The organism is Algicella marina, assembly GCF_009931615.1.
Taxonomy (GTDB): domain Bacteria; phylum Pseudomonadota; class Alphaproteobacteria; order Rhodobacterales; family Rhodobacteraceae; genus Algicella; species Algicella marina.
In genome coordinates this window covers 678509-692500 of record NZ_CP046620.1, presented here as the reverse complement: position 1 = coordinate 692500, position 13992 = coordinate 678509, and the positions used below count along the sequence as shown (strand labels likewise).

Genomic DNA, 13992 nt, shown 5'->3' with positions numbered 1-13992 from the left:
CCGGAATAATTGTTGGCGACGATGAAATCGGAACCGTTGATCTCCACGGCTTCGAGATCCCAGGTGCCGTTCGCAAATGCCGCGCCACTGACCTCATCTACCTCAGTGAGAACGCCGGTGGCACTGACGCTGAAGAGCGTGAAGCCTTGATCACTGTAGCCGGCGACCGCGAGATAGGTGACCCCGTTTCGCTCGACCACGGTCATTCCCGAAGTGCCGGCGAGTTCAAGTGCCGCGTTGTCCGCCTGATCGAATACAGAGGTCAGATTGCCGGCGTTATCGACCGTAAAAACTGAGACGCCGGAAGCATTGTATCCGGTGGCGAATACCAGCGGGACGCCATCGACAACTGCCGTTTCCACGAAACGCGTGCCCGAAAGAGACGTGAAGCCGTCATCGGGGAAGGCAGAGAGTTCCCCGAGTACGCCGGAGGCATCCAGGGAGAAGACGGAAACGCCACTGTCAGTGTTGCCGGTCACGAACACCATGGTGGTTCCGCCGACTTCCATGATCGAAAGCCCGCTCGCGCCGTTGAGAAGCCGGGTCGCATCGTCTCCGATGGCGCTCGTCTCGGTCAGTGCCCCCGTGGAAGGATCGATCGAGAAGGCGGTGATGGCATCATCCACGCCGGCGGTGGCCAGAAGGAAAGTCGTCCCTCCGATTTCCACCGTTTCCAATTGTTCAACCCCGTTCAGAAGCAACGAGGCATTGTCCTCCACGTCAGGCAACCTGAGGAGGGAACCATCCGAATTCATTTCAAAGATTGCGATGCCGTCATCACTGGTTCCGGCAACATAGAGGTATGTTGTGCTTCCGAACTGCACTGCACGCACGCCACGTGCACCGCTCAGTTCAAGTTGCGCATCGTCATCGAGGTTGTAGACATTGACGAGACCGTCGAGAAAAGTAGCCATTGAACGCTCCGATAATCAGAAAATGGAGCTTCAGATTAATTTTCTTGCGCGACAGTTCATTGACTAAATTTGACAAAATGCCGCCCGATTTTCGCCACAGTTGCGAGGCGGCGTGACAAACATCACATTTTGCTATCTTACTGCCCGAATGTGAGGCATTTTCGCCCCCGGTTTTCAATTCGGGAAGGTGATGTCTCCGTAGCCCTGCCCCTCCAGGGCCGTGATCATGGTTCCGATTCCATGTTGCGTCAGCGGATCGCCGGCGCCCTGGATGGAAACGAGGTTTCCGTAATGCAGCCCGACCTGGCTGATGACATCTCCGGAGAGCCGGTAGTTGACACCAAGTGACGAGTGAAACGCGGAACGCACATCGCGAACCATCTGGATCGGATGTCGGAAGGCGCTGAGCGTGCCGCCGACGAGACGCACTGCCGTCATGTGCGGCATGGATGTCAGGACGTTGCGAGACGCGAAGAGCGCTACCCCGGGCGCGTTGAACGTGACAAACGGCAGACGACGGCGATTGCCGACGATCTGGGCGATGGCGCCGCCAAGCGAATGGCCAGTGAACACCACCTCCCCCGGTGCATAGCGGGCGGCATAGGCCTCCGCATTCCAGAAGTAGCTGGTATTCATGCCGACGCCGAGTTTCAGGTCGGCGAGCAGATCGTTGGTGTTGCTGGGTGTCGTACCCTTGTAGGCGACAACCGTGGAAGCACCGCGGGTGAAGACTGCCGCCTGGAGACCGGTGCCGAGACCGGAGTGGAAGTTGGCACAGGCCCATCCGGGAATCTGAGGTTCATCGGCGTAAACCGCCTGCGACATGAGCGCGTATTCTTGAATGGTCGCCATAGGAGGTCCCCGTTGTGATGATGTCAGGCTCCGTATCACATTTTTGCCCGAACCGGTGTGTGTTGATGGGAACACTTGCGGTCTGTTTTCGGGCCGGGTGCGCCCTAAGCTCACTGCTGCTTTGAAACTGTGCATTTCCTGCGTCCAAACCCATGCCATCGCCTATGCCCGTGAAACCGGGTCCCTCCTGATTCAATGCGTGCGCCGGCAAGCAGAACTTAGGCATGATTTTAATCATCGGGAGGCATTCATACCTTCTGGTAACATCTGACACCTATGGCTCTCTCCAACTTTGAAACTCAAGGAGAGTTGTCATGAGATCCATCGCACTTTGCTGTGCATTCCTGATGGTGTGCGCGCAGGCCGGCGGCGCACAGGAAACCAGGATACCATCCCACATCGTCGAATCCATCAAGGATGTGCTGGCGCAGGACGTGGTCATTCGTTCGATCGCGGCCCAGAACAGGCGCTATGGCCACCTCGAACTGAATCAGATCGAGACTCTTGATCAGCAGTGGCGCGCGGAGCGGGAAGCAGTGGAGCAGCCGCTGATCGCCATGACACTTTCCAACCCCCTCTCAAACTTCCTGACGCGGGTTCAGGCGAATTCCTTTGGGCTCTACACCGCCGTGTTCGTCACCGATCAGAACGGGCTGAATGTGGGGCAGAGCGCGATCACCGGTGATTTCTGGCAGGGCGACGAAGCCAAGTTCCAGAAAACATTCGAGGTGGGGCCCGATGCCGTCTTCATCGACGCGCCGGAGGCATTCGAGGACATCGGCGTGATGATTTCGCAGGTGAACGTCACGGTGAAGGACCCCGAGACCGGCACGCCCATCGGAGCCGCGACATTCGACGTCAATCTGCACGAAATACTGCGACGCTGGCCGGTGAGCACAGCGGCGACCGTGAATTGAGAAGAGGTACACCATGTCCCTGACTGTCAAACAGAAGAGCCTCATCGGTTTCGTCGTCATCGCCATCGTGACCGTGGTGGCCGGCGCAATGATGATCATCGCCATGGGAGAATTGAACCGCGGCGTGGAACTTGAGCACAAGGCTTCCGAAGAAGTTGCCGCGCTGGAGGCCCTGAACCTCGCCGTGATCGATAAATCCCGGCTTCTGAAGTCCTTCGTGCTGACGGGCGACCGAATCGAGTTCGAGATGCTGCAGGCAATTGACGAGACGCTTGATACTTCGAGCGCGAGGCTGATCGACCTGACCGACGGGACAGAGAGCAGCCCGCAAATTGCGGAGATTACACTCGCGCTGACTGACTGGCGCAGGGAACACGTGGACCTGATCCTCCGACAGATGGAGCGACCGGAGACCATTGACCTCGCCCGGTTCGAGGAAAGCTCTGGCCCGGGTCTGGAAAAGCTTGACGCGGTACAGGCCGGCCTGAAGTCGGAACTGGAACGCATCTACAGCGTGCGTGAAACGTTGGCCGACCGACAGGCAGCGCTGGCATCAAAGGCACAGTTCATCGTGATCGCGAATGTCGTGCTGGTCTTTGCACTGGTGGCCGGGGTTGGTCTGATGGTCATCATGGCGATTAGCCGGCTGTCGCGAACATTGTCCTCGATGGAGGATGGCAATGTCCGGATCGACGAAGCAGCCCTGCACCGGAGCGACGAGTTCGGCAGCATGGCGCGGGCGGCCAAGGCGTTTTCCGACAAGCTGACCGATGCCGAACAGGCCGAGGCACGCCGGACATCGGCAGAGCGAAAAGCAGCGGAGGAAAGGACGGCGATGATGAATCGCCTGCGCTCCGAGGTCGGCACTGTTGTCAGTGCGGCGGCAGAAGGCAACTTCGACCGCCGGGTGAATGCAACGTTCGACGACGATGCGCTGGTGGAACTGGGAACAAGCATCAACACGATGGTCGAGTCGGTCAAAACCAGCCTGAATGCAGCGACCACAGTCACCACGGAGTTGAGCCAGGGCAACCTGACAGCGCGGATGGAGGGCGAGCATCGCGGCTCCTTCGGTGCCTTGCAGGATAATCTGAACACATCGATCGAGAGACTCGAGGCGTTGGTAAGCCGGATCATCCGCTCCGCCGCCAAGATGTCGGAATCCGTCGCTGACATCCGCCAGGATGCGACCGAGTTGGCCGCGCAGGCCGGCGGACAGGCGGCATCGCTGGAGGAGACGGCGGCGAGCATGGAAGAGATGACGGCGACCATCAAAGCCAACGCCGACCATACAGATCAGGCGCGCTCTCTTGTCGAGGAGGCGGCCAGCAAGGCGCGGGCGGGCGGACGCATCGTCGAGGCGGCGCGGAATGCCGTTGGCCGGATCGAGAACAGTTCGCTGAAGATCAACGAGATCATCTCGGTCATCGAATCCATCGCTTTCCAGACCAACCTGCTGGCGCTGAACGCGGCCGTCGAAGCCGCGCGTGCCGGCGACGCTGGCAAGGGGTTCGCTGTCGTCGCCTCCGAGGTGCGGACGCTGGCACAACGGTCATCGGACGCGGCACGCGACATCACGACACTGATTCAGGAAAGCAGCAGCGACGTGTCGCAAGGCGTCGAGCAGGTGACGCGGACCGGACAATCGCTTGAGGAGATTTCCAGCGCCGTAATTGCCCTTGAAACCACGTTCCGGGAGATCGCCGAAGCCACCAAGGAACAGTCCGTCAGCGTGTCGGAGATTTCCAACACCCTCAGCCATGTGGATCAGACCACGCAGCAGACGGCAACCAAGGCCGAGCGCAGCGCATCGACCGCCGTCGAACTTGCGGCAGAGGCGGCGAAGCTGACGGAACAGACAGTTTCCTTCAGGGTTGCACAGCGAAAGGAGACAGGTGAGAGGGCAAGTACTGCTGACAAACTCGTCCTGCCTCCGGTCGCGCCTGCGCGAACGGCAGCGGCCAAACCGCAGGAGCGGAGCAAGGCTTCCGCCGCCATATCGCCGCCGGCGACCGTCCCGGACAATCCGCTGGCGCTCGCACGCGACACGACCTCAGACGATGAGGACAATCCTCGCGCGGAGTTCGATACTTTCCCCGATACCGACGAAGGCGAATGGGCGCAATTCTGAAAAGTTTGACGCAGGCGCGATGATTTTGCCGCGCCTGCGCCTACGCTTGAAAAGCCGCTGCCAAAAACAATTTGCGTGCGCCTGCCGATCCTTGGCACGGAAAATTCGCTCCTCCGACTGGTGACGCGTCCACCGGCTACTTAGATGGCAGAGTCCGGAGGACACCACATGCAGAATTTCTCGTTGCTAGACCTGTCGCCCATCCCGGAAGGCGGGAACGCGGCCTCGGCCCTTGCCAACACGATCGATCTGGCACGGGCGGCGGAACGGGTTGGATATCACCGCTACTGGCTGGCCGAACACCACAACATGCCGGGGATCGCCAGTGCGGCGACCGCAGTCGTCATCGGTCAGGTGGCGGCGGCAACGCGAACGATGCGGATCGGGGCCGGCGGAATCATGTTACCGAACCACGCGCCGTTGATCATCGCCGAACAGTTCGGAACGCTGGCGACGCTCTTCCCTGATCGGATCGATCTGGGCCTCGGTCGAGCTCCGGGCACCGACATGGCAACCGCCCTTGCCCTGCGTCGCCACAAGACATCGGACACAGACTTCCCCGGGGATGTGGTGGAACTGCTCAAGTATCTTGGCACACCGGCCGATGACCAGCAGGTGCGGGCGATACCCGGCGCCGACACGCATGTGCCGGTGTGGATACTCGGATCCAGCCTTTACGGAGCGCAACTGGCCGCGCACCTTGGGCTGCCATACGCGTTCGCCTCGCATTTCGCACCGGCACTTCTGGAGCAGGCGCTGGAGATCTACCGTTCGGATTTTCAGCCATCCGCGGGGTTGGCAAGGCCGCATGTAATGATCGCTGCCGGTGTCTGTGCTGCCGAGACGACTGAAGAGGCGCACTTTCTGCGATCCTCGCAATTGTTGGCCTTCGCACGGCTGCGCACCGGCAACCCGGGCAAGCTGCCGGCGCCGGTAGCGGATGTACACGCGAATATACCCATTCAGGTTCTGGCACAGGTGGAACAGGCGCTCTCGCTGTCCGCTGTCGGTTCCGCCGCGGAGACCCGTGCGCAACTCACGACAATCGTGGAGAGGTATCGGCCAGACGAATTGATGGTAACCGGGATGATCCACGACCCGAAAGCGCGCATCCGGTCCTTCGAGATCGCCGCCGAGACGTTGCGCGACCTGCGCACCCCCTTGGCGGCGGCCTGAGCGAATTTCGGCCATCACCCCGAAAACGCCCCGTGCAAAGCGGACAGCCAGCCTGTAGCCTGCCTACAAAAAACAGGCAGGCGGCAGAGGAACAATCATGGGCATCGCGGGCAACGGCATTGCGGGTATCCGCAAGATAACGACAATCGTGGCACTGGCAGCGGCAGCGCTGGCGGCTGGGTGTTCCGGAGAAGGTCCATCGGTGGGTATTCTCGAAAGCCCACGACCGCTGATCGCCGCCAATTACCCGGCAGAAGGCATCCCGTCACGCTATGGCGACACCCGACCACATGAGTGGGAGGGCATCACCCCTGACCGATACAGCATCCACGGAATTGACGCCGCCCGCTATCAGGGGCGCATAGACTGGTGGGCGGCGCGGTCCGCCGGCATCAACTTCGCCTGGCTGAAGGCCACCGAGGGTGGAGACCACATCGACCCTGGCTTCGAATTGAATGCACCGCAGGCGCGGATGGCCGGCGTGCCGGTGGGAGCCTATCACTTTTACTACTTCTGCCGTACCCCGGCGGAGCAGGCACGCTGGTACATCGAGAACGTGCCACGAGTACCGGGCGATCTGCCACCGGTGCTTGATATCGAATGGAATCACCAGTCTCGCACCTGCCGCCGCTTTCCCGAACCGCCGACAGTGCGGGCGGAAATCCGCGAATTCGTGAACATTGTCGGGCGGCACTACGGCACCGCACCGGTGGTCTACACGACACCAGATTTCTACGCCGAGAATGGGCTGGGAGCGCTTTCCGATATCGAGTTCTGGCTACGCTCTGTCGCCGGTCATCCTTCGGAGCGCTATCCGGGAGAGCGCTGGACGTTCTGGCAGTATACCGGCACCGGTGTCGTGCCGGGGGTGAAGGGCATCGTCGATATCAATGCGTTCGGCGGCAGCCCGGAAGTCTGGTCGGCATGGCTTTCGCTGCGCAGGCAGCAGTGATCAATGGCAATCAGATGCCAGTGCGGTCGAGGCAGGCAAGCCAGTTGTCCATCGCCAGCTTGCCTAGAAGGGCGTTGTCGTAGCCGTGGCGCGACAGGGCCTCGAACAGGCTCTGTACGCCTGTGACGTCCCCAATGCAGTCCGGAACGATACAGCCATCGAAGTCCGAACCGAGTCCGACATGATCCTCTCCCGCCACCGTGATGATGTGGTCGAGGTGGCGGATCACGGTTTCCCAGGGTGTGGACCTGTCGGCGCTGCCGTCGGCGTTGAGGTAGAAGGTGGCGTAGTTCAGGCCGACCATGCCGCCGCTGTCACCGATCTGGCGCAACTGCCTGTCCGTCAGGTTGCGGGGTGAGGCGCACAGGGCATGCGCGTTGGAATGGGTGGCGACGAGCGGGGCATCGGTGAGAGCCGCGACGTCGTCGAAACCTTTCGCGTTCATGTGCGAGAGGTCGATGAGGATGCCCAGGCGGTTGCAGAGACGGACAAGATCCCTGCCCCGCTTCGTCAAGCCGGGCCCGGTATCCGGCGAGCCGGGGAAGGCCATCGGCACACCGTGGCCGAAGATTGTCGGGCGGCTCCAGACCGGGCCGAGCGAGCGAAGACCCATGTCGTGAAAGAGGTAAAGGGCGTCGAGGTCGGGGCCGATCGCCTCTGCTCCTTCCATGTGCATGATGCCCGCGATGATGCCTTGGCCGGTTGTCTCCCGCAGATCGGCGGCAGATCGGCAGACACGGAAGTCCTGTGGGGCCGCTCGCTCCATCCAATGCAGGAGTCCGGCCATTGTCAGGGCCAGCGGCTGGGCAGTCGGGTGCTCCATCAACGGCGGCAGCGGTATCTCGTATGGTGGTTCCGACATGAGAGTGGCGAAATCCGGCGTAGGCTCCCCTGTGGCGACCGGCGGGACGAAGATGGCGAAAAAACCGCCGGCGAAACCCGCCTGCCGCATCCGCGCGAGGTCGAGATGGCCGGTTTCGCCCGGGCCGAGCCAGGTATCCTCCCGCGAGGGCTGCGACCTCATCAGCCGCAGCAGGAAATCGTTGTGGCCATCAAAGAACGGGATCGGATCGCGCATGGCAGGCTTTCGGTATCGGGACGGGCGCTGGCTGCGCGCTGTTCCCGTCAAAAGAAAGCAGGCTTCGAAGGCGGGTGCAAGCTTAGGCGCGCCTCAGGCGCGGGTCGGAATCCGCTCACCGGTTTCTGCATGAAACAGGTGCAGTTTGCTGCGTTCGAAGGCGAGATGCAGCGGCATCTTGCGGGCGACGGGAGTTTCGGGCGGAACACGGACGACGGCCATGGTGCCGGCGATGCGGCAGGAAACCATGGTATCAGATCCAAGCGGCTCAAACACATCGACCTCCGCCGTGATATCGGCACTGTCCGGGTCGGTCATAAGTAGCGCCTCGGGACGAGCGCCCAGAGTGACCGGCGTTCCTTCGGCGGTGTCGATTGCGGCGAGTGGAACTGTCACACCGTCGATGACGACGGCTGCACCCCCGGTCTGGCGTACCATTCCTTTAAACATGTTCATCTGCGGCGAGCCGATAAACTCCGCAACGAAACGGGTGGCGGGCGCATCGTAAAGCGAGAGCGGCGGGCCTTCCTGAAGAATGCGGCCGTCGCGCAGAATGACGACCCTGTCGGCAAGGGTCAGCGCCTCGACCTGATCGTGGGTGACATAGACGGTAGTCCGCCCAAGCAGGCCGTGCAGCCGCTTGATCTCCGTGCGCATTTCCACGCGGAGTTTGGCGTCGAGGTTGGACAGCGGCTCATCAAATAGGAATGCCTTCGGCCGACGTACTATCGCGCGACCCATGGCGACGCGCTGACGCTGGCCACCCGAAAGTTCGCCCGGCCGACGCTGCATGAGATGTTCGATCTGGAGGATCTTCGCGGCTTCGGCGACACGTCCGCGCGCCTCCCCCACATCGGACTTGCGCATACGCAGACCGAAACCGATGTTCTCGGCAACCGTCATGTGCGGATAGAGTGCGTAGTCCTGAAAAACCATCGCGATGTCACGGTCGCGAGGCTCCACTGCGTTGACGATTTTGTCTCCGATCCGCAGGGCGCCGCCGGTAATGTCTTCCAGACCGGCGATCATGCGCAGCAATGTGGACTTCCCACAGCCGGAAGGGCCGACGAGAGCGACGAATTCACCATCCCCGATTGCCAAGTCGATGCCGTGAATGGCGGTGACGGCCCCGTAATTCTTGACAATTCTTTCCATCGTTATGGTTGCCACTGGATAATCTCCCTGTTTCTGCGCCGCTCGGAAAAGGGGCTTGTCAGATCATTCTCTCTCCAATATCGTTATTGATAATGATAACGTTAATCAAGCGAGAGATCATGGCAGTGGAGAATTTTTCCCAACCGCGCACAGCGACGCCCGGAAGAGCCGTCGCCTCTCGCCGGAGCCATGCGATCTACGGAGAATTGCAGCGGGAAATCGTGCTGGGCGTACTTGCACCGCGTTCTTCGCTGCTGGAACTGGAACTGGCTGCGCGATTTCAGGTGAGCCAGGGTACGATTCGCGAGGCGCTGCTGCTGTTGCAGGAGGAAGGACTGGTACTGAGGCAGCCGCACCGTGGCACGAACGTGGTCGATTGCCGCGCAGAGGACGCCGAGGAACTCATTCACTTGCGTCATGACATCGAATGCCGAGGGCTTCGGCGGGCGATGTCGCGCCGCGGCAAGGCAATGGCGGAACCGTTGCGCAGGCACATGGACAACATGATGGCAGCAGCGACAGCGGGTGACGAATACCTGCTGTCCATCCATGACCGCGCATTTCACACTGACCTTTTTGAATTCGCAGACTTGCCGCCGATCCAGCCGATGCTGGCCCGCTGCCTGATACAGGTGCACCGTTACAAGATCCTGCATCATGAGCAGCAGCGGAACCTGGAGGAAACGGCCGGGCGGCACCAGGCAATCATCGACGGGCTGGAGAGTGGTGACGCGGAGCAGGCGGTGTTGGCGCTGTCGCATCACATCACAACGATTGCCGATTTTGGACCGAGCATCATCACCAAGCCGGATGGCGCGGAATGAACGGTCCGCAACCCTCGCCCGAGATGGCTGCGGTCCTCGCACGGTTGGCCGTGGAGGACGCGGGCCTGCCTGACCCCACGACCCTTCCCGCCAGCGAAGGCCGGGCACAGGCTGCAACCGCCAATGAGCGCTGGAATGTTGATCTGCCGACTTTGGCATCGGTGCGGAATGTGGATGTCGCCGGGCCGGCTGGGCCGCTTCGCTGTCGCATACTGGTGCCCGAGGGGCCCGCGAGGGGAACGATCCTGTTCATTCACGGCGGTGGCTGGTCATTCTGCGATATAGACACCCACGAACGCTCCGCCCGGCTGCTTGCAATCGAGGCGCGGGCGACTGTCGTGAGTTGCAGCTACAGGCTGGCACCGGAACATCCCTATCCCGACGGTTTGCAGGATTGTCTGACTGTCTGGAGCGCCCTGACGGCGAATGCCGCACCGTTCGATGGCCTGAGGGGACCGCTGGCGGTGGCTGGCGACAGTGCCGGTGCGAACCTGGCAGCAGCACTGATGCTGAGCGAAGGCGTAGCGCAACCGGATTGTGCGCTGTTATTCTACGGCGTCTTCGATACCGATTTTGAGAGCCCCTCTTATCGGGAGTGCGCCGAGGGACCGGGACTGACACGGACAAAAATGCAGCGCTACTGGAACTGGTACGCGCCGCAAGGCCAGCGTGACGACCCGCGTGTCGCACCACTCCGGGCCAGCGATGCCGACTTGCGGCGGCTGCCGCCACTCTACCTGAATGCCGCCGAAATCGATCCGCTCCGCTCCGACAGCGAACGTCTGTTCGAGCGGCTGGCGGCATTGGGGCGGCATGACGAATTTCTTCTGCATCCGGGTGTCGTGCACGGCTTCATGCAAATGACCACAGTGCTGGACGAAGCGCGACAAGCCCATGCCGAGGCCGGAGCGGCATTCCGGCGAATGACCAATGCTTAGAAAAGTAACGACTGTAAACCAGGGAGGAAGACCAATGACAAACAAGACCAAGACGCGCGCTTTCGCGGCGGCACTTCTGGCTGGAACAGCGCTGGCCAGCGCTGCCAGTGCCCAGAACGTAAATTTCTGGTACCACTTCGACAACGCAGACAACCCGATGTCTGATCTCGTCGAGAAATTCGAGGCCGAAAACCCCGGTATCACGGTCACGGCGGAAAATGTGCCGTGGAACAGCTATTACGACCAGCTCTACACTTCCATCGTCGCCGGCACCGCGCCGGATGCGGCGCTGGTGAAGCTGAATGCCCTGCCCCGCCTGATCGAGATGGAGGCGCTGGAACCGTTGGATGCGCGACTGGAAGGCTGGGAGGGACTGGAAGAAATTCAGGACAACCTGCTGAACCTGACGGCGGCCGCAGACGGAACCCACTACTACCTGCCGGTTCAGTACGTGGTGCTCTACCTCTACTACCGCACCGACATGTTCGAGGAACTGGGACTGACGCCGCCCGCCACGTGCGACGATTTCCGCGAAGCGGCCAAAGCACTGACCCGTGACACCGATGGTGACGGCCGGATCGACACCTATGGCTTCGGCTTCCGGGGCGGCAAGGGGGGGCATGACCACTGGGGCAGCCTCGTGCTGTCGCGGGAAGGTGTCGGCTTTGGCGCGGGCGAACTGACCTCCGATGCAGGTGTCGCAGGGACGCAGTTCGTACTGGATCTGTTTCAGGAAGACGCGGTGTTCCCGCCGTCCGCTCCGAATGACGGCTTCAAGGAAGTGATCGGCGCATTCCAGGGGGGAACCACGGCGATGACAATCCACCACATCGGTTCTTCCGCTGGCATGGTCGAGGCGCTCGGTGACAATGTATCCGCCGTGCCGGTGCCGGAGTGCGGCGGTGGTCGCTGGACCTCTTTCGGGGATGAAAGCACGGCAATATTCGCCAATGCGCAGGACAAGGAGGCCGCGTGGAAGTGGATCAGTTTCCTTTCCAGCCCGGAAAACAACGCCGCTTTCAACGTGGCGACGGGACAGTTGCCGGTGACAAAAACGGATTCCGCCAACTGGACGGTGCATGAGCAGCGGTTCGTCGATGCGACGATCGACTCCCTGCCGTTCGCGCATCTGCTGCCGAACGTCAGCGAAACCGCCGATTTCGCCAACACTGTCTGGCCGGTGGCCATGCAGAGGGCACTGATCGGCGAACTTTCGGCGGCGGAGATGAACGCCGAGATCGACGCACTCTACAACGACTGATCCCCCCAAGGGTGGCGGGCCTTCCCCGGCCCGTCGCCCGCATTCGGATTGACCCAATGACCGCAACCACAATACCGCCCGTGCCGTTATCACGCCGCGTGCTCCCCCTCGTCATGCTGTCGCCGGCAGTTCTGGTGACGCTGGCGATCGTGTTCCTGCCAATGGCGCAGGCCGTCTGGATGAGCCTGCACGATTACGTGCTGTTCCGGCCGAAATCGTTCGATTTTGTCGGGCTGAAGAATTTTGCCACTGCGCTGAAGGACCCCGTCTTCTGGATATCGCTTCGGCATACAGTGCTGTGGATCGCCATTACGGTGCCGGCGCAGATGCTGTTGGGGCTGGCGACGGCGCTGCTGCTTAACCAGGAATTTCCCTGGCGCGGACTGGCCCGTGCGCTTGTCATCATTCCCTGGGCACTGCCGTCGGTGGTGATCGCACTGATGTGGGTGTGGATATACGATGCCAACTACGGCGTGCTGAACGAGTTCCTGCTGCGCATGGACCTGATCTCGACCTCTATCCCATGGCTGGCAAACCCCGACACCGCGCTCTACGCCATAATCCTGACCCTGACATGGCAGGGGTTCCCGTTCTTTGCCGTTATGATCCTTGCAGGATTGCAGGCGATACCGCGCAGCTACTACGAAGCTGCCGCAATCGACGGCGCCTCCAAGTGGCAGCAGTTCCGTAATATAACCCTGCCCGGACTAGCGGGCGTGCTGATGACGGCCACCCTGCTGCGCCTGATATGGGTCGCTAATTCCATCGACGTGATCTTCGTGATGACAGGCGGCGGTCCGGGATACTCAACCTACACGTTGCCGCTCTACGCCTTCATCAATGCCCGTACCGGACTGGACTACGGCTACGGGTCGGCGCTGGCCGTTTGTTTCACGCTCCTGCTTCTGGGGTTTGTCATTCTCTATCTGCGGCGCGCGGGGAGGAATATCGGATGATGGTACAGAACCGATCCGTGGTGCGACGAATTCTGACGGTGGATCTGCCGGTGGCGCTGATCCTGCTGTTCACGCTGGCACCCTATCTGTGGATGGCGTTGACCTCACTAACGCAAGAGAACAAGCTGTTCACGGACGGGCCTTCGCTGGTCGGCGCGACGCTGGAGAATTACACTCGCTTGTTTCGAACCGTGGGGTTCGGCTCCAACCTGCTGGACAGCTTCATCGTCGCGGGTGGCACGGTGGTCTTCGGACTGGCCCTTGCGGTGCCGGCCGCCTATGCCTTCTCCCGGTTCCGGTTCCGGGGGCGACGGCTGCTGATGCTGCAGTTCCTCGTCATCAACATGTTTCCGCTGGTGTTGCTGATACTGCCGCTGTTCATCCTGATGCGCAGTTTCGGACTGGTCGACACCTACCTGGCGCTGATCATTGCCAACTCCACCGTGGCGATCCCTTTTTCCGTCTGGATGATGACCAGCTATATTGACGGCATTCCGCGCTCGCTCGACGAGGCGGCGATGACCGACGGGTGCAGCCGGTTCGGCGCACTCTACCGGGTGGTGCTGCCGCTGTGCACGCCCGGTATCATCGCTACCGGCGTCTACATCTTCATTACCGCATGGAACGAATATCTTTACGCCCTGACCCTGGGGGGGCGGAACGTGAAACCGATTACTGTCGCGATCCAGTCGCTGATCGGTGAATACCAGGTTGAATGGGGGCTGCTGACGGCAGGGGGGATCATCGGCGCGATGCCCGCAACGCTGTTGTTCCTGTTCGTTCAGAAACGCTTGATTGCCGGCATGACGCAGGGCGCTGTCAAAGGATGAGGAAGAAA

The 13992-nt window shown here is 61.2% G+C and carries 13 protein-coding genes (1 of these 13 running past the window's edge); 9 read left to right on the top strand and 4 right to left on the bottom strand.

Annotated features, from left to right (window positions below; genetic code table 11):
* Together GO499_RS03455 and GO499_RS03450 are read right to left on the bottom strand one after the other, a co-directional pair.
* Positions 1-914 carry the 5' portion of a hypothetical protein gene (locus tag GO499_RS03455; protein WP_161860885.1) on the bottom strand. It extends 1021 nt beyond the left edge of the window, so 914 of the gene's 1935 nt are visible here — the first part of the coding sequence; the start codon lies at positions 912-914; its stop codon lies beyond the left edge, outside the window.
* A 174-nt stretch (positions 915-1088) separates the two neighbouring features.
* A complete protein-coding gene (locus GO499_RS03450; RefSeq protein WP_161860884.1) occupies positions 1089-1766 on the bottom strand; it encodes a Tle-like phospholipase domain-containing protein in 678 nt (225 codons plus the stop codon).
* A gap of 314 nt (positions 1767-2080) precedes the next feature.
* Here GO499_RS03450 and GO499_RS03445 point away from each other — a divergent pair, with 314 nt between their 5' ends.
* The 4 genes from GO499_RS03445 to GO499_RS03430 all read left to right on the top strand — a co-directional run bounded on the left by GO499_RS03445 (position 2081) and on the right by GO499_RS03430 (position 6942).
* The gene (locus GO499_RS03445) at positions 2081-2683 is read left to right on the top strand and encodes a hypothetical protein (protein WP_161860883.1); all 603 of its coding nucleotides are present in this window, start codon (positions 2081-2083) and stop codon (positions 2681-2683) included.
* Positions 2684-2696: 13 nt separating this feature from the next.
* Entirely contained in the window at positions 2697-4814 is a 2118-nt protein-coding gene (locus tag GO499_RS03440) for a methyl-accepting chemotaxis protein (protein WP_161860882.1), read from the top strand.
* A gap of 168 nt (positions 4815-4982) precedes the next feature.
* Complete coding sequence (locus tag GO499_RS03435) at positions 4983-5990, top strand: LLM class flavin-dependent oxidoreductase (protein ID WP_161860881.1); 1008 nt, start codon at positions 4983-4985, stop codon at positions 5988-5990.
* A gap of 97 nt (positions 5991-6087) precedes the next feature.
* Positions 6088-6942, top strand: a complete 855-nt coding sequence (locus GO499_RS03430) for a glycoside hydrolase family 25 protein (protein WP_284154877.1) — start codon at positions 6088-6090, stop codon at positions 6940-6942.
* Positions 6943-6952: 10 nt separating this feature from the next.
* On the opposite strand, the gene GO499_RS03425 is transcribed toward GO499_RS03430, so the two are convergent.
* On the bottom strand, positions 6953-8020 hold the full coding sequence (locus GO499_RS03425; protein WP_161860880.1) for a dipeptidase: 1068 nt from the start codon (positions 8018-8020) through the stop codon (positions 6953-6955).
* Between the two features lie 93 nt (positions 8021-8113).
* Positions 8114-9190, bottom strand: a complete 1077-nt coding sequence (locus GO499_RS03420) for an ABC transporter ATP-binding protein (RefSeq protein WP_161860879.1) — start codon at positions 9188-9190, stop codon at positions 8114-8116.
* 104 nt (positions 9191-9294) lie between these two features.
* Here GO499_RS03420 and GO499_RS03415 point away from each other — a divergent pair, with 104 nt between their 5' ends.
* The 5 genes from GO499_RS03415 to GO499_RS03395 are packed head-to-tail and all read left to right on the top strand — an operon-like array spanning position 9295 to position 13984.
* Entirely contained in the window at positions 9295-9999 is a 705-nt protein-coding gene (locus GO499_RS03415) for a GntR family transcriptional regulator (protein WP_161860878.1), read from the top strand.
* A complete protein-coding gene (locus GO499_RS03410) occupies positions 9996-10937 on the top strand; it encodes an alpha/beta hydrolase (RefSeq protein ID WP_161860877.1) in 942 nt (313 codons plus the stop codon). Before GO499_RS03415 ends, GO499_RS03410 begins: the two co-directional genes overlap by 4 nt.
* Before the next feature lie 34 nt (positions 10938-10971).
* Entirely contained in the window at positions 10972-12198 is a 1227-nt protein-coding gene (locus GO499_RS03405) for an ABC transporter substrate-binding protein (protein WP_161860876.1), read from the top strand.
* A gap of 56 nt (positions 12199-12254) precedes the next feature.
* The gene (locus tag GO499_RS03400; RefSeq protein ID WP_161860875.1) at positions 12255-13154 is read left to right on the top strand and encodes a carbohydrate ABC transporter permease; all 900 of its coding nucleotides are present in this window, start codon (positions 12255-12257) and stop codon (positions 13152-13154) included.
* A complete protein-coding gene (locus GO499_RS03395) occupies positions 13151-13984 on the top strand; it encodes a carbohydrate ABC transporter permease (RefSeq protein WP_161860874.1) in 834 nt (277 codons plus the stop codon). The genes GO499_RS03400 and GO499_RS03395 overlap by 4 nt, the downstream gene beginning before the upstream one ends.
* The last annotated feature ends 8 nt before the right edge of the window (positions 13985-13992 follow it).

What these genes read in the sequence shown, in the direction of transcription:
- GO499_RS03450 (WP_161860884.1), bottom strand. Translation starts at nt 1,766, where the DNA reads ATGGCGACCATTCAAGAATACGCGCTCATGTCGCAGGCGGTTTACGCC.
- GO499_RS03445 (WP_161860883.1), top strand. Translation starts at nt 2,081, where the DNA reads ATGAGATCCATCGCACTTTGCTGTGCATTCCTGATGGTGTGCGCGCAG.
- GO499_RS03440 (WP_161860882.1), top strand. Translation starts at nt 2,697, where the DNA reads ATGTCCCTGACTGTCAAACAGAAGAGCCTCATCGGTTTCGTCGTCATC.
- GO499_RS03435 (WP_161860881.1), top strand. Translation starts at nt 4,983, where the DNA reads ATGCAGAATTTCTCGTTGCTAGACCTGTCGCCCATCCCGGAAGGCGGG.
- GO499_RS03430 (WP_284154877.1), top strand. Translation starts at nt 6,088, where the DNA reads ATGGGCATCGCGGGCAACGGCATTGCGGGTATCCGCAAGATAACGACA.
- GO499_RS03425 (WP_161860880.1), bottom strand. Translation starts at nt 8,020, where the DNA reads ATGCGCGATCCGATCCCGTTCTTTGATGGCCACAACGATTTCCTGCTG.
- GO499_RS03415 (WP_161860878.1), top strand. Translation starts at nt 9,295, where the DNA reads ATGGCAGTGGAGAATTTTTCCCAACCGCGCACAGCGACGCCCGGAAGA.
- GO499_RS03410 (WP_161860877.1), top strand. Translation starts at nt 9,996, where the DNA reads ATGAACGGTCCGCAACCCTCGCCCGAGATGGCTGCGGTCCTCGCACGG.
- GO499_RS03405 (WP_161860876.1), top strand. Translation starts at nt 10,972, where the DNA reads ATGACAAACAAGACCAAGACGCGCGCTTTCGCGGCGGCACTTCTGGCT.
- GO499_RS03400 (WP_161860875.1), top strand. Translation starts at nt 12,255, where the DNA reads ATGACCGCAACCACAATACCGCCCGTGCCGTTATCACGCCGCGTGCTC.
- GO499_RS03395 (WP_161860874.1), top strand. Translation starts at nt 13,151, where the DNA reads ATGATGGTACAGAACCGATCCGTGGTGCGACGAATTCTGACGGTGGAT.